Source organism: Roseixanthobacter liquoris (assembly GCF_043195135.2).
Classification (GTDB): Bacteria; Pseudomonadota; Alphaproteobacteria; order Rhizobiales; family Xanthobacteraceae; genus NCEH01.
In genome coordinates this window covers 4121980-4143217 of sequence record NZ_CM195537.1, presented here as the reverse complement: position 1 = coordinate 4143217, position 21238 = coordinate 4121980, and the positions used below count along the sequence as shown (strand labels likewise).

The following is a 21238-nucleotide window of genomic DNA, read 5'->3' as shown; positions in this document are numbered from 1 at the left end:
CGCCAGTGGGCTGCCCCGCTTGAAGGTTTCCGTGTCCTTTCTCGCGCGGCGGCGTCTGGTCGACCGCACGATGCGGGTTGTGCTGTTCGGCTGCGCGGGGCTATCCGTGCTGGTGACGGCCGGCATCGTCTATGTGTTGCTGAGCGAAAGCCTCAAATTCTTCGCGCAAGTCTCGCTGATCGACTTCCTGACCGACACCCAATGGACGCCGGTATTCCAAGACAAGCATTTCGGCATCATGACGCTGGTGTCGGGAACATTCATGACCTCGTTGATCGCACTGCTCGTGGCGATCCCCGCCGGAACGATCCTCGCCATCTATCTCAGCGAGTTCGCCCAGCCGGGATTGCGGGAGGCGATCAAGCCCTTTCTCGAACTGATCGCCGGCGTGCCGACGGTCGCATTCGGCTATTTCGCGCTGCTTCTGCTGACGCCCCTGTTCCAGGCATTCATACCGGGACTTGCGGGCTTCAACCTGCTCGTGCCCGGCATCGTCATGGGCGTCATGATCCTGCCCTACATCGTCTCGGTGAGCGAGGACGCCATGCGGGCGGTGCCAAATGTGCTGCGCGAGGGCGCCTACGCGCTCGGCTTCACCCGCCTTCAGACCGCCACCCGGGTCGTGATACCCGGCGCGTTGTCCGGCGTGACCGCAGCCTACATTCTCGGCATGTCACGGGCTGTCGGCGAAACCATGGTGGTGGCCATCGCCGCCGGCCAGCAGGCCAAGATCGCCCTCAATCCGCTCGAAGGCGCAGCGACCATCACTGCCTACATCGTGCAGATCAGCCTCGGCGACGTGCCGCACGATTCCATTGCCTATCTGACCGTCTTTGCCGCCGGGCTGACGCTCTTTCTCATCACCTTCGTCTTCAACATCGTCGCGTTCTGGCTGCGGCAAAAATTCCGCGAAGTGTACTGATGAAAGCCGCAGCCCAGCCAACAGCCAGTCGCATCACCTCACGGCGCACTGACGCCGAGATCGTCGAGCACGCGCACCGCTCCGACAGGAACTTTGCGCTCCTGGGGCTGGGCGTCCTCGTGCTTTCGATGATCGTGCTCCTGTCACTCATCGTCGATTTCATGGTCGACGGACTTGGACGCATCGATTTTGACTTCCTCACCAGCTTTCCGTCCCGGCGACCGGCCGAAGCCGGCATCCTCTCCGCCTGGGTCGGAACCACCCTTGTGATGATCGTGACCACGGCGCTCGCGGTGCCGCTCGGTGTCGCCGCTGGCCTCTATCTTGAGGAATATGCTCCAAGGAACGCCCTGACCTATCTGATCGAGATCAACGTCACCAATCTCGCGGGCGTGCCCTCGATCATTTACGGCCTCCTGGCCCTCGGCCTGTTCGTGCAGACGTTCGGTCTGGGGCAGACCGTCCTGGTGGCGGGGATGACGCTCGCGCTTCTGATCCTGCCGATCATCATCGTATCGACGCGGGAGGCAGTGCGGTCCATCCCGCTGGAGATCCGCGAGGCGGCCTACGGGCTGGGCGCGGACAAGTGGCAGACCGTGAGCGGCTACATACTGCCGGCGGCGCGGCCCGGTATTCTCACTGGCGCAATCGTCGGCATGTCGCGGGCCATCGGCGAGACCGCCCCGGTCATCACCATCGGGGCGTTGACCTTCATCGCCTTCCTGCCGCCCTCGCCGGTGCACGGCACCTTTCCGTTCGTCAATTTCGATTGGCTGAATTCGCCGTTCACGGTCATGCCGATCCAGATGTTCAACTGGGTTTCGCGCCCGCAGGCCGCCTTTCACGTCAACGCCGCCGCCACGGGCCTCATCCTGCTCGTCATGACGCTCACAATGAACGGACTCGCGATCTGGCTCCGCTACAAGATCCGCAGGGGCATGCGTTGACCTCTTCGCCGGCTCCGGGGAACGCTATGGACATCATGGTCTCCAATATGAATTTCATCGCTGAGAGGGCAGAAGCCGCGGCGCCCCTGCGGGCCGAGGTGAAGAAGCTCAATTTCTTCTACGGTACGTTCCAGGCGCTCAAGGAGGTCGAGCTGCCGATCCTCGAAGGCCGGGTGACGGCGCTGATCGGTGCGTCCGGCTGCGGCAAGAGCACATTGCTGCGGTGCTTCAATCGCATGCACGACCTTTATCCGGGCAACCGGTACGAGGGCGAGATCGTCATGCATCCTGAGATGCTCAACATCGTTTCGTCGGATGTCGACCCGATGTTCGCGCGCCTGCGCATCGGCATGGTGTTCCAGAAACCCAACCCCTTCCCCAAATCCATTCGCGAGAACGTCGCCGCCGGGCTCCATATCCGCGGCATCCGCAACCGCGGAGAAGTGGAGGCGCGGGTCGAGGCCGCGCTGCGCCAGGCGGCCCTCTGGGATGAGGTGAAGGATCGCTTGAAGCAGTCCGCCTATGGCCTCTCCGGTGGCCAGCAGCAGCGCCTGTGCATCGCACGGGCGCTTGCTCCCGACCCGGAGTTGATCCTGTTCGACGAGCCGACATCCGCGCTCGACCCGATCGCGACCGCCAAGATCGAGGAACTCATCGATGAACTGCGCGGTGCTTATACGATCGTCATCGTCACCCACAATATGCAGCAGGCAGCCCGCATCTCCGACTACACCGCCTTCATGCACCTGGGCGAGATGATCGAATATGACGTCACGTCCAAGATCTTCACCAATCCGAACAATGAACAGACCCGTTCCTATGTGACTGGTCGCTTCAGTTGAGCATCGCATGTGCCGTGCAGCGCGGCGCAGTCGCCGGTCACTCGGCCGCGAGCCGCGCCGGCCGCTGCCCCGCAAGCCAGCGCTCGGCATCGAGCGCCGCCATGCATCCCATACCGGCCGCGGTCACTGCCTGACGATAGACGCTATCGGCGACATCGCCCGCAGCGAACACGCCCGGCACCGAGGTGCGCGTCGAGCCGGAGCGCACCACCAGATAGCCGGCGGCGTCCAGTTCCAGCTTGTCCCGGAAAAGCTCGGTCGCGGGGGCGTGTCCTATTGCGACGAACACGCCATCACATGCCAGGTCGCGCACCGCACCGGAGGTCACGTCCCTGAGCCGCACTCCTTCGACCTTGGGGACTTCGCCCTCGCCGAGGATGTCCTCCACGACCGCGTTCCACACCACGTCGACATTCGGCGCGGCGAACAGGCGGTCCTGCATAATCTTCTCGGCGCGGAAGCTGTCGCGGCGATGCACGGCGGTGACCTTCGCGGCCAGATGCGAAAGATAGAGCGCTTCCTCGACGGCGGTGTTGCCGCCTCCGACCACCACGACATGCTTGCCGCGAAAGAAAAAGCCGTCGCAGGTGGCGCACGCCGAGACGCCAAACCCTTTCAGGCGCTCCTCGCCGGGAAGGCCGAGCCAGCGGGCTTGTGCGCCGGTCGCTATGATCAGCGCATCAGCGGTGTAGATGGTGCCGCTGTCGCCGGTAAGGCGGAATGGTGTCGCCGCGAGATCGACCGCACTGATGTGGTCCTCAATGATGCGCGTGCCGAAGCGCTCGGCCTGACCGCGCATTTGCTCCATGAGCCAAGGACCCTCAATCGGCTCGACAAAGCCGGGATAATTTTCGACATCGGTGGTGGTGGTGAGCTGGCCGCCTGGCTGCATGCCGGTAATCACGATCGGCTGCATCAGAGCGCGCGCGGCATAGACGGCAGCGGTCCAGCCCGCCGGACCGGAGCCGAGAATAACCAGGCGTGCTGACAGAGAGGACATCGCATATTCCTATATGTCGAGAATTAAGGACATATAGGAGACCGTAGGTGACAATGCCATGACGCGGCACGGGTGATCCCGCTATACGTGGTGAGAATAGGCAGTACGTATTGGTCATGGCGATTGGTTCAATCGCAAGCAGCTTCCTTGGCGGATTGTTGCCAGGACTCGCACCGACGACCATTCTGTTGCCACTGCTGACATTGATCCGACGGATGTTGGAGCAGAGCGCCCTATCCCCCCGTCACGCTCATGTGGCGGCGCACCGCAGGGGCGCGACCAGGGCGGTCGATCACGAAATCATGGCCCTTGGGCTTGCGGCGGATCGCGTCGTCGAGCGCGGCGTGGAGCAGGTCGTCGCTCTCCGATACGCGCAGGGGCGCGCGCAGGTCGGCGGCGTCGTCCTGACCGAGGCACATATAGAGCGTGCCGGTGCAGGTGACGCGCACCCGGTTGCAGCCCTCGCAGAAATTGTGCGTTAGCGGCGTGATGAAGCCGAGCCGGCCGCCGGTCTCGGCGATCGACACATAGCGCGCCGGGCCGCCGGTGCGGAACGGGATGTCGGTCAGCCTCCAGCGCTGTTCGAGGCGGGCGCGGACGAGGCTCAGCGGCAGATACTGGTCGACGCGCTCGGATCCGGTCTCGCCCATCGGCATCACCTCGATGAGCGAGATATCCATGCCGCGGCCGTGCGCCCACTCGATCAGCGCGGGGATCTCGTCCTCGTTCTCGCCGCGCAAGGCCACCGCATTGACCTTCACATGCAGGCCGGCGCGCTGGGCGGCGTCGATGCCGGCGAGCACCTTCTTCAGATCACCCCAGCGAGTGAGCGCACGGAAACGGCCCTCATCCAGCGTGTCGAGCGAGACGTTCAACCGCTCCACCCCTACGGCCTTGAGATCGTCAGCGAAGCGGGCGAGCTGCGAGCCGTTGGTGGTCAGCGTCAGCTCCTCCAGCGCCCCGGTCTCGAGATGCCGGCCGAGCGAGCGGAACAGACTCATCACGTCCCGGCGGACCAGCGGCTCGCCGCCGGTGAGGCGCAGCTTCCTCACCCCGCGGGCGACGAAGGCGGAGCAGAGACGCGCGAGCTCCTCCAACGTCAGCAGCTCCGGCTTCGGCAGGAAGGTCATGTGTTCGGCCATGCAATAGACGCAACGGAAATCGCAGCGGTCGGTGACCGAGACGCGCAGATAGGTCACCGGGCGTCCGAACGTGTCGACGAGCGGGAGGTGGGTGCTGCCGAACTGCGCTGCGTCGAAGGTTGTGTGAATACTGGCCATCACATTTCCATGGCGGGGACGCCGCCGAAACGGCGCACCCGTTGCTTTTCCTTCTAAACTCGCTTTGGCCCGCAGCCGAGGTGGCGTCGCCTTTCGCCCTGTCGGGCACGCAACGCGATCCTGTTGCACGTCTTGTGCTAGGTCTCGGCGGACGGATATTCCTGCGATTTGAACGTCAGATGGCGCGTGCCCTCCGGCGCACCGGCGATCTTGCGGATGTTGCCCCAGGTCTGCTTGTAGTTGGGGATGATGAACTCGTTCACGCCGGCCGAAACGACATTGCCCTGCACGCCGGTCGGAAAGCCGAACAGCATGAAGGCCTGCTTCGGCTTCGCCGTCGGCGTCGGGTAGGCCATGGCCTGCGTCGAGCCGTTGTCATTATAGACCTCGACCAGGTCTCCGCTTTTGAGATTGAGTGCCGCCATATCCTGCGGATTCATCTCAATGAACGGATAGGGCCAGCGGTCCATGACGAATTCATTCTCGACATCGAGATAGGCGCTCTGCCAGACGTGGTTGGTACGCCCGTTGTTGATCAGGAAGGCGAACTTGTCTTTCTCCGCCTGCTTGCCGGCGGCCTGAAGCCCCCGCCACTGCGTCGGCGCGAACACTGCCTTGCCGTCGGGCGTGTTGAACTTGCCATCAGCGAACAGTCGCTTAGTGCCGACGATCTTGCCGTCGGTGAAAGCGGTGGCAGGCTCCTGGAATCCGTTCGTGCCCATCACACGCAGGCGATCATAGGTGACGAACTCGCCGCCCTTCTCATGGCCGTGATAGCCATCCATGAAGGCGTCTTCCTCGGTCTTCCAGTCGAACCCCTTGAACTTGTCGGCGATGTCCGCCTTGCCCATGGTGCGGAAGACCCGCTCCATGTTGTTCGCGATCCGCGCCGCGATCAGGCAGTCCGGCATTGCCTGGCCGGGCGGGTCCATATAGCGCTCGGTGAGCCGCATCCGCCGCTCGCCGTTCATCGAAGTCAGGTTCATCTCACCCGACGTCGCGGCGGGGAGCATGACGTGGGCCGCCTCGCCGATCTTGGTCGGAACGATATCGACATCGACGGAGAACAGGCCGCCTTTGTGGATGGCGTCCATGATGGCCGCCACCATGGCCGACCGGTCGCCATAGGGCACGGCGTTCATGGCGTCTTTCACCATGTCGGTTCGCTTCTTGTAGACGCGCTTGAACTCCATGGCGTTGAGCGTGGTTTTGTAGTGGTCGCAGCCCCAGGTGTGATGGACCGCGCCTTTGCCATCGATGAGCAGCTTGTCGACATAGGCCGCAGGCCGCCCGACATGTGCGTCCGAGGGCCGTGAATAGCCCTCCTGATGGCCGCCCATGCGCACGCATCCGCCTCCGGGGCGGCCGACATTCCCGGTGGCCAGCGCCAGATTCACCAGCGCCTGGTTGGTCCGGTAGTTATCGTTGCCCCAGATCAGGCCCTTCTCATAGGCGAACATGGCCCGCCGCCGCGCGCCGCCGGTCTTCGGCTCGGCGATCCAGGTGATCGCCTTGACGATGTCGGCTTCGCTGAGGCCGGTGACCTGCGCGGCTTCGGCGACGCTCACCTTGTTGGCCGCCAGCGCCTTGTCGAAATCCTTGGTCGAGGCCGCAATGAACGGCTTGTCGAGCCAGCCCTTGTCGGCGGCATAGGTCAGCCAGGCATTGAAGAGGATAAGGTCGGTGCCGGAATTGATGGCGAGGTGGAGCAGGTTCTCCTTGCCCGCTTCGATCTCGCAGGCATTGACCGTCACGGTGCGTCGCGGATCGACGATGACGATGCGCGCCTTGTCGACAGGCTCGTTGCCGAATTGCGCTTTCTTCTTGTCGAGCGAGGTGCCGCGCAGATTGGGCACCCAGTGATTGAGGAAATAGTTGGTCTGCGTTTCGAGCGCGTTGGTGCCGACCGCGACCAACGTATCAGCCAGTTCGGCGTCCTCGTAACAGTTGTTGAGTTCTCCCACGCCCATGTCGCGCGAGCCGTGGACTTCGGAATTATAGGCAGGGCGGTTGTGGATACGGATGTTCTTCACCTTCATGGCGCCGAAATAGAGCTTCCCGGTGCCCCAGGTGTTCTCATAGCCACCGCCGGCGCCGCCGTGATCGAAGGCCGAGACGAATAATCCATCTTCGCCCTGTTCCGCGATCACTGCGGCTGTGACCTGAGCGACGAGGTCCAGAGCGTCGTCCCAACTCGTGGGCTGGAGTTGGCCGTAGCGCCAGACGAGCGGGTCAGTGAGACGCTGGAGCTGCGTATTGCGCTGGCGCGAATAGCTCATCTCGGCGATGCGGGCGCCGCGGATGGAACCGAGGCCCGAATTCACCACACAGTCCTTGTCGGGCTTGATGACGATATGGACGTCGCGTCCGTCCTGCTTGACGATGTTGTACATCGACGGCGGGTACCAAGCCGCAGTCTCCGCCTCCTGTTGCTTGGACAGGTCGACGCCGAATTTGTTCTCGGATGGCGCGGTGCCGCCTTCATAGCGGGCATCCCAGCTATAGGCTTTGTAGCCGCAACCAACGATACAGTAGTGGCAGACGACGTTGTGTTCCTTGGCATTGGCTGGGATGATGGGCAGCCGGCCGATCTGACGCTTATAAGCCATGTCACCCTCCCTCAGAGCACGTTCGCAAGCCGGCCATAGATGAGCTCGTCCACGCCCTCGGCGTAGATGTCTCCCTTGTCGTCGATACGCAGGGCGTATTGCGGGAGGTTCTGCGTCGCCTGTCCCCAGATCTGCTGGCCGCCCTTCTCGCAGTCGAAGCGGGAATAGTGGCCGGGGCAGTTCAGTGTCTTGTCGGCGGCGTGATACGATAGCGGAAAGCCCTTGTGTGGACAGACGGTGACAAAGCCGACGATATCGCCATCCGGACCGGCGCCGCCGGGCACGCGGGTGCCAAGCTTCAACAGAACGCCGGGCGCATCCTCGTCGGGATAAGCGACATCGAGAGGATCGTTGAGCTTCAGATCCTTCACGTTCGCCAGTCGGTTGGCGGGATATTTGACGAGCGCGGCGCCCGGCGCTGCCTTCGCCTCACTCGGCAGCACACTCACCGCAGCGGCGCCGGCGGTCATGAGGCCGGCGCCGCGCAGGAATTGACGGCGGCCGGTGTCGACGAGGTTTTCGCACCTCTTCATCGGAGTTCCTCCCAAGCATCAGATGTGAGTCTGTGCAGGAGAAGCATTGCAGGAGCGGGGCCAGAACGAATTCGGAAGGAATATCAATCCTGTTAGCGTTTCCGAGGCACTGAATGGTTCGGAAATCCGGACATGGTGCGGCGCCGAAGGTTCGAGGTTCCGAACGTGAGGAAAATCAAACGGGATAGTATCGTGGGAACGCGCCCTCATAGGGCGCTCCCTTCGGCAAGGGACGGTGCGGAGAGCTTCGGGCGGAACATTTCCCGCATCTTCTCCAGATAATGATGTTCCGAGGTGGTCCAACGCAGGTCCGCAAGGAGCCGGGTGTCAGGGCCCGCCGGATAGCGGATCTCTTCGCCTTCCGCCGTCGCAGCCGCGAACACGGCCTGCGCCACCTCCACCTCGGTGCAATAGGCGGTCGGATAGTTGGCCATCTTCTGGAAACAGGACTGGGCGAAGGCCTCATAGTCCGCCGGGATCAGGCCTTGCATGCGCGGCCCGCCGTTGGCCGTGAAGTTTGTCGTCGGCCCATAGCCCGGCTCCACGAGGCGGGCCCGGATGCCGAACGGCTCCAGCTCGTAGGACAGCGATTCCGTGAAGCCTTCGACGGCGCATTTGCTGGCGGCGTAGATCGCCACCAGCGGCATGATCCCGATGGCCGTGCTCGACGTGACATTGACGATGACGCCGTGCTCCTGCCGGCGCATGTGCGGGATGATGGCGCGGCAGGTGGCGAACACGCCGAAGCTGTTCGTCTCGAAGATCTCACGGATGATGCTGTCTGGCGTCGCCTCTACCACCGAGGCCATGCCGATCCCGGCATTGTTCACCAGCACGTCGATGGTGCCGAAGGCCGCCGCGCCATCGGCGATGACGCGGCTGATGCTGTCGGCATCGGTGACGTCGAGCTGCAACACCTTCAGCTGGTCCGAAGCCGGGAAGAGATCGGGGTCCGGCCGCCGCATGGTAGCGAGGACGTTCCATCCGCGATCCAGAAAAAGCTCCGCGATCGCCTTGCCATAGCCTGACGATGTGCCGGTGATGAGAATTGTCCTGGTCATGCATGTCTCCATTTACATCCCCAGGATAGACAGGTGGCCGAGACGAGATATAATCGATTGCCTTTTATACATTATCAATCGTCCAATATGGATCCCCTCAGCGACGTTATCGCCTTGCTGCGTCCGAGCGCCGTGCTCTCCAAGCCGATCACCGGGCGCGGTGATTGGGGGGTGTGCTACGCCGCTTATGGGCAGCCGGGCTTTGCCATCGTTCTCGCGGGGCAATGCTGGCTGGCGGTCGGCGCGGAAGAGCCGGTCCTGTTCGGTCGAGGTGACTTCGTGCTCCTGCCCGCCACGCCCGCCTTCGCCCTGTTCAGCCGGCCGGGCGTCGCCTGTGCTTTTCACGAGCCGTCGGATCGGGCTGTCCATCACGGCAATTCGGACGGAGAGTCGGATTTTCGGGCGCTCGGCGGCAGCTTCAGGATCGACCCGGTCAATGCGCCGGTCCTGCTCGCACTGCTGCCGGCAATCATCCATGTCCGTTCAGCCGACAGCGACACCGGCCGCCTCTGCGGCATCGTCGATCTGCTCATGGACGAATGTGGAGCTGATCGGCCCGGCCGGGACATGATCCTGGAGCGGCTGCTGGAAGTGATGCTAGTCGAGTGCCTGCGCTGGCGCAGCCTGGTCGACGATGCCCTGCCTGCGGGTCTGCTGGCAGGGATGCGGGACCCGGCTTTGGCCAAGGTGTTGCGCGCGATGCATGCCAACGTTCGAGCCGGATGGACCGTGGCCGAGCTCGCGACACTTGCCGGCATGTCGCGCTCGGCCTTTGCCGCCCGATTTGCCGAGATCCTCGGCTGCGCGCCGATCGAATATCTCGCGCGCTGGCGGATGGCATTGGCGCAGGACGCGCTGAGCCGCGGCCAACAATCGCTCGAACGCCTCGCGGAAGAGATGGGCTATGAGTCTGCCAGCGCCTTCAGCACCGCGTTTCGCAGGCGGGTGGGGACTTCACCGGGCCTGTTTGCGCGCTCGCGCCGGAGTGGTCGATGACTGGGTTGCTAATGGTCGCTTCGTGCCAAGCGGAGACTTGGCTCTGCGCCATAAATTGGCTCGCGGTCGGCTAGCGGACATTGGAGGCGCCGACGTCGGCAACTTGGGCGTCTAGGGTGACGCTGAACCGAGCAGGCTAGGTGATCCCATCCGAGCGTCCATTGTTGATGCTTAACAAACGGACCGCTCCAACCGCATAAACATTCGTTCCGCGACACTGCCGAGTGGCTGTCTGCCCGGCAAGCCTGGATTGATGGACGCCCCCAGACTGCTAGGCTGCGCCATAAGGGGGGACACGTGTTCATTTCAGAAATCAGAATCGAGAACTTTCGCCTCTTTGGCTCTGGGGAGCGGACATTCGTCCTGCCGCTCAATCCGGGCCTTACGGCACTTGTCGGTGAGAATGACGCCGGCAAGACCGCCGTCATCGACGCCATCAGATTTGTGCTCGGCACACGGGACCAGGAGGTCCTGCGAGTCGAGCCCACTGACTTTCACCAGCCGGCCGGAGGTGGCGAGCGGGTGGATCAGATCGTCATCAAGCTCACCTTCCGCGGGCTCACGTCAGCAGACCGTGGCGCGTTCGCGGAATTTCTCACCTACGAGCAGGTGAATGGAAAAACCGACACCTCGCTGATCGTGATGTGGGTCGCGAAACGCAACACGAAGGAAAGCACATCGCGGCGTGTCCTGCCCGCGGAGTGGCGGACGGGTGTTAGTGGCGAGGGGCCGCTTCTCGATCTCGGCGCTCGCTCTCTCCTGACTGCGACCTACCTGCGCCCACTGCGTGACGCGGAGCGCGCCATGAGTGCGGGGCGCGGATCGCGACTTTCCCAGATTCTCCAGCACACCAAGGAGATCAAGGAAACGGGCGTCGCCTTTGACCGTGGAAATGAGCCGAATCCTGATCCGAGAAAGCTCAGTGTTCTGGGGCTTGGCGACTATGCCGGCTACCTGTTCGGCGAAAGCGACGGCATCAAAGAGACACGCAAGAAGCTCAACGACGAATACCTGAAGCCGCTATCGTTCGCGAATGACATGCTCAATGCGCGCATCGGTGTCAGCGGCAGCCAGGACGACGCAATTCGTCTGCGCCAACTGCTTGAGAAGCTGGAAGTCACTCTCGCGGCATTTGAAAATGAAGAGAGCGCACACGCGCGCGGGCTTGGGTCGAACAATCTCCTCTTTATGGCGTGCGAGCTACTGTTACTTGCCGCCGAGAGCGATGGTTTCCCACTTCTCCTTATCGAGGAGCCTGAGGCTCACCTACATCCGCAGCGCCAACTCCGGTTGATGTCGTTCCTACAGGAACAAGCCGAGAAGGTCAGACCGGATGGCCAGCAGATTCAGATCATTGTCACGACCCACAGCCCGAACCTGGCTTCGGATCTGCGCCTCAACAATCTCGCACTGATCGAGGGGGGTAGGGCCTTTCCGCTGTGTGAGGGGAAAACCAAACTCAGCAAGTCCGACTACCGGTTTCTGGAGCGGTTTCTCGACGTCACGAAGGCCAATCTCTTTTTCGCCCGTGCCGTTCTCATCGTAGAAGGCGACGCCGAGAATATCCTTCTGCCGGTCATCGCCCGGCTGCTGGGCCGGGACTTCCACCACTACGGCGTGTCCATGGTCAACGTTGGTGGCGTGGGGCTCGGGCGCTATGCACGAATCTTCATGCGCGAGGATCCGCAGAAGGATGGCGTCATCAACATTCCTGTCGCCTGCATCACCGACATGGACGTGATGCCCGACAACGCGCCGTGGATAGTGGGCAAGCTCAAGCAGAACGAGATCATTCCACCGCGTCCTCCGTCGCGCCGGCAATGGCGCGTGAAAGGCGACTTTCCGGGTGACGGGCTAGAGGCACGCCGCAAGGAGCGGAAAGAGAAAGCGTCTGGACAGCGTGTCGAGACATTCGTCGCCGATGAATGGACACTCGAATATGACCTTGCGTTCTTTGGCCTTCGTGGACCAGTCTGGTACGCGGCCTGTTTGGCCCTCGACGACGACAACGTTCAAGCGGGTAAAGTCTCGCAAGAGGATGTTATCAAGGCGTGCGGCTCCGACTTTAAGACGCTCGTGGCCCAGAAACTCGACCGCCCGACGTTCGCGACGCACGTCTACGCCAAATTCGAGGACGAGGGGGCGTCCAAAGCGGTCGCCGCTCAGTACCTCGCGGGGCAACTCGAAAAGCTAGTCGAGAAAGGTAAGCTAGACGCGGCCGGCTTGCTCAAACGCCTGCCGCCCTATGTCATTTCCGCCATCGAGCATGTGACCGCCCCTCTCCCGAAATCCGACGAAGCGTCGGAAGCAGAAGCCGCTGAGGAGGTGAATTGATGGCTGACCCACTGGAGACCTTGATCCAAGAGGACGACGTCCGGTGGGCATCCGAACTGATGGGACTTGGACCGAATGGGTTCGAGCCCGCGGCCGGCGACGATAGCCGCCTTCGCGCCATGCTCAATCTGGAGACGGCTGACTACGAAGCCTGCCCAGGCAGTGGGAAAACCACGCTTCTGGTCGCCAAGCTGGCAATCCTCGCTATGAAGTGGCCGCATCGCCGGCAGGGCATATGTGTGCTCTCACACACCAACGCCGCGCGGAATGAAATCGGCAGTCGCCTCAGTTCCTCGGCGGCGGGCGTGGCTCTACTTCGCTACCCGCATTTCGTGGGTACGATCCACTCGTTCGTGAATGAATACCTGGCGGTTCCGTGGCTGCGCTCCAAGGGAAACCCGGTGCGCGCCGTCGACACGCAAATCGCGCTGTCGAAGCGCATAGCATCCCTCGCTGGAAACTGGCGCACAGCGCTGAAGGCACGCGGCCTCAACGAGTACGCCCTTATGTATGAGGCCACGGACTACACAGGCGACACAAACAAGGGATCGCTGGGGCGGGCCACGCCCTTCTACAAGGCGCTGGTCGAGCAGAGTCGCAAATCGAGCGAAGAGGGGTATTTCTGTTTCGACGAAATGTTCGTCTGGGCAAACGAACTACTCGATACTTTTCCGGAGATCGCCAAAGATTTGCGCATACGCTTCCCGCTCGTCTATATTGACGAGGCTCAGGACAATAGTGAGCAGCAATCAGCGATCCTCCATCGCATATTCTGCGTAGGCGAAGGCGCTTCGCGCCGGCAACGCTTCGGCGATTCCAACCAGGCTATCTACTCGCGCAGCGGGCAGACGGGTGCTTCGACGGACCCGTTTCCTTCTGAGCAGAAGCACGACATCCCGCGCAGCTATCGCTTCCCACAAATCATCGCCGATGAGGTTAAGCGGTTCGGCGTTGTGCCGCAGCAGCTTGTGGGTGCGGGACCCACGACCATTCGCGTGAAATCGGCCGCGAAACAGCCGGTCGTGTTCCTGTTCGACGATCAGTCGGTCCGGGAGGTGCTGCCCCGCTACGGTGCGCATCTGCTCGACAGCTTCAATGAGGACGAGCTTGCAGTCGGCACCTTCGCCGCAGTCGCGGGCGTTCACGAGCTCGAGGAGGAGAACCCGATCCCGCGTGCGATGGGACACTACGCACCGACCTACGACGCGTCCTGCGCGCGCAAGGATTCCGCCCCATCAACATTTGCTCAATACCTCGCCAAAGCGCGGTTCGAGATGGGAGGGCTCGGCAATACCCATGTGCTTGTGAACGCCCTGGCTTCAGCGCTGTTCAGGATGAGCGAATTGGCCGGATCGTCCCGCACCTCGTTCAGCCGGAAATCCCCGCATAAGCGGCTCATCGAGGCACTGAACGGTAGCGCCGCTCACGCGGATTATCTCAAGCTCGTCGAGCTGACGCTCCAGGCGCGAGGTGAGTTCGACGCGGCGCATTGGACGGCCGAAGGGCATCCTCTTGCGCAGAGCATCACGGCCCAGCTCACAAATAACGCTGCTCTGACCAAAGAGGCGAAGGAGTTCCTATCCTGGCAGCCACAAACGGTGCTCGATGGAGCCGAGAACGCGTTTAAGCCACGCACCGACAATCTATTCAGCTACCCACATGCGGACCCGAAGGTTCATGTACGGTTAGGATCAATTCATTCGGTCAAGGGCGAGACCCACACCGCGACGCTTGTTCTAGACACCTACTTCCACAAGCATCACCTCAGTGAGTTGAAGCCATGGCTGCTGGGTGTGCGCTCAGGCGGCTTCACGACGAAAAAGAAGGTGCCCGTTCTTGAAGGTCCACGCCTTCTCGGGCGCCTCAAGCTTCACTACGTGGCTATGACGCGGCCTTCGCACCTTCTCTGCCTGGCAATGAGAAAGGACGCCTTCGAACGGGGCGAACTCGACATTCTGAGAAACCGTGGCTGGCATATCGTCGATTGCTGCCCGGCAGTTGGGGGCTAGTCCATAATTTGTACGACGAATGCGGCCAGTGGGGAGACGTCGACCTCAGTTATCGGGGTTCAACCCTAGCCGGCGCATCTTTTCCCAAAGCGTGGTGCGACCGATGCCGAGCGCTTTCGCGGCCGGGATGATCTCTCCGCCAGTCAATGCCAGCGCTCGGAGAATATGCCGTTTCTCGGCTTCGAGCCGGACATCCTCAAGCGAACCAAGCACGTGCGCCGCCGCAGGCGAAGCCTCGATTTCCGGAAAAAGATCGCCCGGCATCAGCCATGGCCCGAGCGCCAGCGCCACTGCGCGTTCCATTCGGTTACGCAGCTCGCGGACGTTGCCGGGCCATTGATGCGCGAGGGCAGTCTCCTCCGCCAGCGCACTGATGCCCTTGAGGGGCGTCTCGCAGCGGGAAACGAATTCGGAGAAGAAGCGCTCCAGCAACCAAGGAAGGTCTTCTGGGCGCTCGCGCAAGGCAGGCATTCGTACCGACACCACGTTGATGCGGTAGAAGAGGTCCTCGCGAAAGCGTCCTGTGGCGACGAGCTTCGGCAGGTCGGCATTGGTCGCGGTGACCAACCGACCGCGAAACGGCACCGGGCGTTCGCCACCGACGCGATGAAACGATCGGTCCTCGATCAAGCGCAGGAGCTTCGCTTGAAGCTCGGAGCGCAGCTCTCCGATCTCATCGAGGAAGAGCGTTCCCTCGCCGGCGCGTTCGGCATACCCACTATGGCGCTGGCCCGCTCCCGAAAACGCCCCCTTCTCGTGCCCGAAGAGCTCGCTTTCCAAGAGTTCGCCCGGGATCGCGGCGCAGTTCACCGCCATGAAGGGTTCCGTCGGATAAGCCGACATGGCATGCAGGAATCTAGCGGCCACCTCCTTGCCGGTGCCGGTCTCGCCAGAAATAAGTACGCTCGAACCGATCCGAGCTATACGGCGGAGCATCCGCTCGGTCCCCTTCATCGCAGGGGAAACGCCCAATACGGTCTCGGCATCACCCCCATGCGGACGGATCAGATCGGTCAGGCGGGTGAGGAAGTCGTCCATCTCGAAAGGCTTGGTGACGTAGTCGGCGGCACCCGCGCGCATCAGTCGGACGGCTTGGTCGATGTCCGCATGACCAGTGACGAACAGGAAAGGTGGGACGTCCGGAACGCGCGCTGCCTCTCGAAATAAGGCCTCGCCGTCGAGGTCGGGAAGCCGGATATCGCAGACGATTGCCTCGAAACGTCTATTGCGGATTTCGTCAACGGCGTCGCGTCCACGCTGCCACCATCGCACCGTCATACCTTCAAGAGCGAGGCGTTGGACCAAGCTCTCGCCCATGATCGGATCATCTTCGACGAGGCCGATGACGTGGCTTTCAGGCTGCATCGGAAACCTCCACGTCCTGCATGGTGGGGATAATGACCCGTACCAGCGTGCCCCCGACGCTTGGCCAGCGGACCTCGACCTTTCCACCGAGTTCGTCGATGATGCGCCTTGTGGTCCACAATCCAAGGCCGCCGCCTTCGCGCAGCGGTGGCGACGTATCGCTCCCCGTCAGGGCGTTCGCCGCCGTTTCGGGGATGCCTGCCCCTTGGTCTAGAACCGACACCCACATATTCACGCCATCGAAGGTCGCTTCCAATGTGACCTCGGAACCGTGGGGTGCCGCAGCGACGGCGTTCAGGAGGAGATTAAGGATCGCCTGCCTGACCGGCGTACTCGGCAGGGCGACTTCCTCATCGATCTTGCTCACGACAGTCAGCGTCACGGATTTGCGTCGGGCTTCCGGCGCGACGAGTAGCCGAAGATCGTCGATGTCGGTGCCCGTCAGGTCGCGCGGAACCGTCTCGGCGCGATGAAGTGCGAGGGTTGTGCGGACGACGTCGCGGATGCCGACCAGGCCCCGATCAAGCAAGCCGAGCGCATTGTCGCGCACGCTTGCGACATGACCGTGGGTCTTGAGGGTCGCGAGCGCATTGAATAGGCCGCCCAAGGGATTATTGATCTCATGCGCCAATGCCGAAGCGAGCCGCCCAAGGCTGCCGAGTCGGTGCTCGTCCGCGAGCTTCTTGGCCAGATCCTCTCGCTCATGCATGGAGCGCACGAGGGCATTGTAGGAGCGGAAGAGGTGGGCGAACTCTTCGCCGTTTCGCGCCACCTCCGCCTCCTCTATGGGCGTCGCGAACCCTTCGCGGGCTGCACCGAGATGATCCGCAAGGATCCTGACCGGTGCGATCATTCGAGCGACCACGAACCAGCCCGCAATGGCGAGCAGAAGCGTGAGCAGCCCATTGGTCACGACGAGGGCGATGAGGACGTCACGGCGTTCCGTCGCAAGGTGACGCGTGTCGAAGGTGGCATGGATGACCCCGACCACGCGGCCGGGATAGGCGAGCACCCGCGTTGCGTTCGCCGCGTCCGCGCCGGCCTCGAAATGAAACTGCTGCCGCGCGTCTGCGAGCGCGACGCTCGATCCTATCGGATGCATTCGCGGGTTCGACGCCGCGATGACCCGTCCTTCTGCATTGGTCACGATCGCTTCCGTCGGTCGAAGGCCTTTGTTTAGCTTCTGGGCTTGCGTGATGGCCTCGAAAACCTCCCATGTATCCTCGCGCAGGATCGATGAGGTGACCGCCGACGAGAGACTGTCGAGATAGCTCTGCGCTAACTCGCGCACATGCTGTTCCTGCGTCTCCGACAAGCGTGCCAGCACGCGCTCCGAAAGCACGAGGCCGACCAGCATCATCAGGATCATCACCGCAAGCGGGACCTTGAGGGCGATCGGCCACCTACGTGGATCGAGGCGGATTTGCATGGCGTTACCCTGACGCTGCCACGAGCGCGGCCTTCGCCGCGATCGCATCGAAAAGCGTCGGCGGCTCGACCGCAAACCCGTCCAGGCGAAGCATGGAGAGCGCGGCGCGTCCGTCGGGATCATTACCCATTCGCAGCAGCGCCGCGGTCAATGCCGCAAGGCGGTTTTCGTCAACCGGAATGCGGGGCGCGGCGATAGGTGGAAACCCAAGCCATTCTGACCTTCGCAGAATGCGGATCCCCGAGGTGAGTTCCGGCTCAAGTTCGGCCACGACATCATAGACATAACCGTCGACTGACCCCGATCCTGCGAGACCCGATGCAACCGCTCGGATCACGTTGCGGTGGCCGTAAGTGTAGAATATCTTGGAGAAAAAGGTCTCCGGCCTCAGGCCTTGCTCCGCCAGTGCGGCACGCGTGACGAGGAAGCCGGAGTTCGAATCCGGGTCGGAGAAGGCGTGAATGTCACCGCGCAGATCCGTCAGGCTCTCCGCCCGGCGATCACGATCGACGATCAGATAAGATTGGTAGAGCGGTTTTCCGTGCCAGAGCGGCACCGCGACGAGCTGAAGCTGGCTGCGGTGCACCACGAACGGATAGCCGCATATCCACGCCGCATCCAATTGCCCCGATACCAGGAGGGTCGTAATTTCCTGATAGGTGCGCCGCGTGATCAGGTCGACCGGACTTCCGGTTGCTCGTTGCAGATAGGCTTGCAGGCGTCCGAGAAGCTCAAGGTCGGATGTCAGGAAGACAGGTGTGAGGCCAAACCGGATCGAGAGTTCGGACGACATCTCTCGTGCAAAACTGAAGCGCGGCGACAACAAAAAGGACACGCCTGCGCCAAGCATGGTTCGTCGGTCGAACCGCGTATTGGCGCCGTTGTCCATCATTCTCCCCTATTTTAATTTTTCTTTTTCCAGACAATAGCGCCGGGGATCGCAAAGGGGAACTCCGAAGCGCGCAACCTGATCGCGATACTACTTATGAATGGTATTATAATAGTCTCGTCTGCCTGCCCCCTTCCAATCGTCCGCCGACTCCAACCGCCCGACCAAAACAGTTGCACGCGATAATTTTTTCCTCCACAAATGAGGCTTAGAAAATTATCGCAGGAGCGATTCGATGGCTGCGGTTCGCGTGCTTGCCGATCATCCTGAAGTTGATGCTCGTCTCGCCGAGTTCGGCGTCACGCGCCAGGCGCTTCTCGAGGTCGTGCGCGGCGTGGTCGCTGCGCGTGCCGACGCGATCGCCGATGATCCCGCTTCTGCTGAAGGGCAGCTCGCCTACATCTACGGCACCCGGTATGTGCGGCAACTTTTCCGAGCAATCGGCTGGGTCAATTATCGCGAGAATAACGTCGAATCCGTCAAGCATCCGGATAGCCCGCTCAAGGTGGTCTATCAAAGCGTCGACCTTGCCGCCGACAAGTTGCACAAGCCGCAAGCGGTTTCCGGGAAAGGTTCCGGCGCCGACCGTATCATTGCGGTGGGACAGACCGGGCTGTTCCCCGAGGAAGAAATGTCCGCGGCGCGAGATCAGGGGCTGGCTGAGCTCCGGACCGGCGTATGGTTCTTCTGCGTGTCGGTTCAAGGTGATGATGTCCGTGCCGAGTTGTCGCTGCCTTCGGGCATTTCCGGCGGCAATTTCGAGGGCTTTATCGAGCGCATCTTCATCCTCGGTGGTGGTGAATGGCCGGCGGATACCATCCTTGATAGCGATCGTCCGGATGGCATCGAGTTCGAGCCTGCTGTTTTGCGTCGCTAGGCCATGTTCAACATTGGCAGAATGGAGCTCGCGCGGAAGCGGCAGCGGTTGACCGCCAAGGCTCTCGCCGAGCGGGCCGGCATATCGCCGGTCACCTTGTCGCGTGTCGTCAACGGGCAGCAGGTTCCGGATGAAGACACGGTCGACGGTTTGGTGCGCGCGCTGGGATTCCCGCGGGAGTTCTTTTTCCGGGACGACGCGGCGCCGATCAGCGCTGATGCCGCCAGCTTCCGGAGCCTGACGGCGATGTCGGCGCGAGAGCGCGACGCGGCGCTCGCCGCCGGCTCATTGGCCTTCGAGATGTCAGCCTGGGTGCGGGAGAGGTTCGTTCTACCTCAGCCAGACCTGCTCGACCTCAGCCATGAACGCGATCCCGCTGGAGCTGCACGTGCGCTACGCCAGCATTGGGCGATCGGCGAGCGGCCGATCTCCCATATGATCAAGCTGCTTGAGACGAAGGGCGTCCGCGTCTTCTCGCTGGCCGAGAACACGAAGAATGTGGATGCCTTTTCCTGCTGGCATGATGGTGAACCGTATGTCTTCCTCAACACCTTCAAAACCACGGAGCGCAGCCGGTTCGACGCTGCTCATGAACTGGCCCACCTCGTCCTGCACAAGCATGGCGGCCCCAATCAAGGACGTGCTGCCGAGCTTGAAGCACATGCGTTTGCATCATCGTTCCTGATGCCTCACGACGACGTCGTGGCGACCGTCCCATTTGTCCGAAGCCTGGATCAGTTGGTGTTGGCAAAGAAGCGATGGGGCGTGTCCGTCGCTGCGCTTGCGCATCGCCTCCACCGGATAGGCCGGATTACCGATTGGAATTACCGGACGTTCTGCATCCAGATAAACAAGCGCTTCGGCACCAACGAGCCTGACGGTCTACCACCAGAGCGTTCTGCGATATGGCAGCGTGTGCTTACGGAGCTTTGGCGGGAGGGCGTAACGCGCCAACACGTGGCAGCCCGCCTGGATATCCCTGAGGCAGAACTCGACAATCTGCTGTTCGGGCTCACCGGGGATGTGAATCCACCATCTGTCGGCGGTTCGTCTCTCCGGCTAGTTCCGTGATTGTGCCCTCGGGGCTTAGCTGTCGCGTAGGTGCTTCCAGTCTCAAATTCAAACCAGCAACCCTCGCGATCCGAAGGACGGCGTTGAGTGAGGACCGCACCCACTTGGCGATCGGTGGACACCATGTGGACACCACGGCCGAAAAACAAAAAGGCCGCCCAAGGCGGCCATCTTGTATCTTCTTGATTTATTTAGAGAATTTTGGAGCGGGCGAAGGGATTCGAACCCTCGACCCCAACCTTGGCAAGGTTGTGCTCTACCCCTGAGCTACACCCGCATCCATCTGCCGTGGCGGTGTGCCGCCGGGCAGGTGCGTGTCTATGCCAAAACGAAATCGGGATTGCAACAGGCTTTCACGGCGTTTCTCGCCGGCCTGGGGAAAAATCCGCCGCGCGGCGCCGGCGATCGCCGCGCCCCGGTGCCCGCGAATGGCCCGCAAACCCTTTCGCCGGCTCATTCCTTGTGGATCGAGTCGATCCATTTGACGGCGGTGGGTTTTTCCACAGGCTCGATATCGAGGTTCACCACAACGGGTTCCTGCCCCGAGCGCACCAGCACGCATTCCAGCGTTTCGTCGGGCGATGCGTTGATTTCCTGGTGCGGCACGTACGGCGGCACATAGATGAAATCGCCGGGGCCGGCCTCGGCGGTGAATTCCAGATGGTCGCCCCAGCGCATGCGCGCCTTGCCCTTCACCACGAAGATCACGCTTTCCAGATCGCCGTGGTGATGCGCGCCGGTCTTGGCGTCGGGATGGATATGCACCGTGCCGGCCCACAGCTTCTCGGCGCCGGCGCGGGCGCGATTGATGGCGGTGGCGCGGTTCATGCCCGGCGTCTGGGCCGTGTTGGGGTCGAGGCTGTCGCCGGGAACCACCTTCACGCCCTGGGCGCGCCAGTCGATGCCGGGGGAGGGGATGGGCGTGTCGTCCGCCTGCGGGCCGTGCGCGTGCTCGTCGTGCGGGTGGGGATGATCGTGCGGGTGGGGATGGTCGTGCGGTCCGCCCATGTGCGCCTCCTCAGGAACGGCGACGGGCTTGCTTGCCCGCGTCTTCACAGGAGGCTAGAACGGCGG

17 protein-coding genes and 1 tRNA gene are annotated in these 21238 nt (G+C 62.3%); 8 read left to right on the top strand and 10 right to left on the bottom strand.

The genetic code is table 11. The features are described 5' to 3' along the window. Nucleotides 1–31 precede the first annotated feature (31 nt). The 3 genes from pstC to pstB are packed head-to-tail and all read left to right on the top strand — an operon-like array spanning nucleotide 32 to nucleotide 2711. On the top strand, nucleotides 32–922 hold the full coding sequence (gene pstC, locus V5F84_RS18640; protein WP_394041615.1) for a phosphate ABC transporter permease subunit PstC: 891 nt from the start codon (nucleotides 32–34) through the stop codon (nucleotides 920–922). Then, a complete protein-coding gene (gene pstA, locus V5F84_RS18635; RefSeq protein WP_394041614.1) occupies nucleotides 922–1869 on the top strand; it encodes a phosphate ABC transporter permease PstA in 948 nt (315 codons plus the stop codon). The genes pstC and pstA overlap by 1 nt, the downstream gene beginning before the upstream one ends. 26 nt (nucleotides 1870–1895) lie before the next feature. After that, nucleotides 1896–2711, top strand: a complete 816-nt coding sequence (pstB, locus tag V5F84_RS18630) for a phosphate ABC transporter ATP-binding protein PstB (protein WP_394041613.1) — start codon at nucleotides 1896–1898, stop codon at nucleotides 2709–2711. Between the two features lie 37 nt (nucleotides 2712–2748). Here pstB and trxB read toward each other — a convergent pair whose 3' ends face one another. From trxB to V5F84_RS18605, 5 genes are all read right to left on the bottom strand, one after another. Next, nucleotides 2749–3711: a thioredoxin-disulfide reductase gene (trxB, locus tag V5F84_RS18625; protein ID WP_394041612.1), complete on the bottom strand. Its 963-nt coding sequence runs from the start codon at nucleotides 3709–3711 to the stop codon at nucleotides 2749–2751. Nucleotides 3712–3944: 233 nt separating this feature from the next. After that, nucleotides 3945–4991 carry a GTP 3',8-cyclase MoaA gene (moaA, locus tag V5F84_RS18620; RefSeq protein WP_394041611.1) on the bottom strand — a complete coding sequence of 349 codons (1047 nt, stop codon included), beginning with the start codon at nucleotides 4989–4991 and terminating at the stop codon, nucleotides 3945–3947. 137 nt (nucleotides 4992–5128) lie between these two features. Beyond that, a complete protein-coding gene (locus tag V5F84_RS18615; RefSeq protein ID WP_394041610.1) occupies nucleotides 5129–7600 on the bottom strand; it encodes an arsenate reductase (azurin) large subunit in 2472 nt (823 codons plus the stop codon). A gap of 11 nt (nucleotides 7601–7611) precedes the next feature. Then, nucleotides 7612–8133, bottom strand: a complete 522-nt coding sequence (locus tag V5F84_RS18610) for an arsenate reductase (azurin) small subunit (RefSeq protein WP_394041609.1) — start codon at nucleotides 8131–8133, stop codon at nucleotides 7612–7614. A 206-nt stretch (nucleotides 8134–8339) separates the two neighbouring features. Beyond that, nucleotides 8340–9194 carry an SDR family oxidoreductase gene (locus V5F84_RS18605; protein ID WP_394041608.1) on the bottom strand — a complete coding sequence of 285 codons (855 nt, stop codon included), beginning with the start codon at nucleotides 9192–9194 and terminating at the stop codon, nucleotides 8340–8342. 87 nt (nucleotides 9195–9281) lie between these two features. On the opposite strand from V5F84_RS18605, the gene V5F84_RS18600 reads away from it, so the two are divergent. The 3 genes from V5F84_RS18600 to V5F84_RS18590 all read left to right on the top strand — a co-directional run bounded on the left by V5F84_RS18600 (nucleotide 9282) and on the right by V5F84_RS18590 (nucleotide 14533). Beyond that, a complete protein-coding gene (locus V5F84_RS18600) occupies nucleotides 9282–10190 on the top strand; it encodes an AraC family transcriptional regulator (protein WP_394041748.1) in 909 nt (302 codons plus the stop codon). Between the two features lie 297 nt (nucleotides 10191–10487). After that, nucleotides 10488–12524, top strand: coding sequence for an ATP-dependent nuclease (locus tag V5F84_RS18595; RefSeq protein ID WP_394041607.1), 2037 nt, complete (start codon nucleotides 10488–10490; stop codon nucleotides 12522–12524). Continuing rightward, nucleotides 12524–14533, top strand: coding sequence for a UvrD-helicase domain-containing protein (locus V5F84_RS18590; protein WP_394041606.1), 2010 nt, complete (start codon nucleotides 12524–12526; stop codon nucleotides 14531–14533). The genes V5F84_RS18595 and V5F84_RS18590 overlap by 1 nt, the downstream gene beginning before the upstream one ends. Nucleotides 14534–14578: 45 nt before the next feature. Here the strand turns inward: V5F84_RS18590 and V5F84_RS18585 are convergent, their stop codons facing one another. Genes V5F84_RS18585 through V5F84_RS18575 form a run of 3 tightly spaced genes read right to left on the bottom strand, consistent with a single transcriptional unit; the run spans nucleotide 14579 to nucleotide 18216 of the window. Continuing rightward, the gene (locus V5F84_RS18585; RefSeq protein ID WP_394041605.1) at nucleotides 14579–15898 is read right to left on the bottom strand and encodes a sigma-54-dependent transcriptional regulator; all 1320 of its coding nucleotides are present in this window, start codon (nucleotides 15896–15898) and stop codon (nucleotides 14579–14581) included. Further along, nucleotides 15888–17327: a sensor histidine kinase gene (locus V5F84_RS18580; RefSeq protein ID WP_394041604.1), complete on the bottom strand. Its 1440-nt coding sequence runs from the start codon at nucleotides 17325–17327 to the stop codon at nucleotides 15888–15890. The genes V5F84_RS18585 and V5F84_RS18580 overlap by 11 nt, the downstream gene beginning before the upstream one ends. 4 nt (nucleotides 17328–17331) lie before the next feature. Then, the gene (locus V5F84_RS18575) at nucleotides 17332–18216 is read right to left on the bottom strand and encodes a substrate-binding domain-containing protein (RefSeq protein ID WP_394041603.1); all 885 of its coding nucleotides are present in this window, start codon (nucleotides 18214–18216) and stop codon (nucleotides 17332–17334) included. A gap of 235 nt (nucleotides 18217–18451) precedes the next feature. On the opposite strand from V5F84_RS18575, the gene V5F84_RS18570 reads away from it, so the two are divergent. Continuing rightward, nucleotides 18452–19093 carry a hypothetical protein gene (locus V5F84_RS18570; protein WP_394041602.1) on the top strand — a complete coding sequence of 214 codons (642 nt, stop codon included), beginning with the start codon at nucleotides 18452–18454 and terminating at the stop codon, nucleotides 19091–19093. A gap of 3 nt (nucleotides 19094–19096) precedes the next feature. Next, nucleotides 19097–20164: a helix-turn-helix domain-containing protein gene (locus V5F84_RS18565; RefSeq protein WP_394041601.1), complete on the top strand. Its 1068-nt coding sequence runs from the start codon at nucleotides 19097–19099 to the stop codon at nucleotides 20162–20164. 202 nt (nucleotides 20165–20366) lie between these two features. Here the strand turns inward: V5F84_RS18565 and V5F84_RS18560 are convergent. Further along, nucleotides 20367–20441: transfer RNA gene (locus tag V5F84_RS18560), tRNA-Gly, on the bottom strand. A gap of 176 nt (nucleotides 20442–20617) precedes the next feature. After that, entirely contained in the window at nucleotides 20618–21172 is a 555-nt protein-coding gene (locus V5F84_RS18555) for a cupin domain-containing protein (protein ID WP_394041600.1), read from the bottom strand. Nucleotides 21173–21238: the final 66 nt, after the last annotated feature.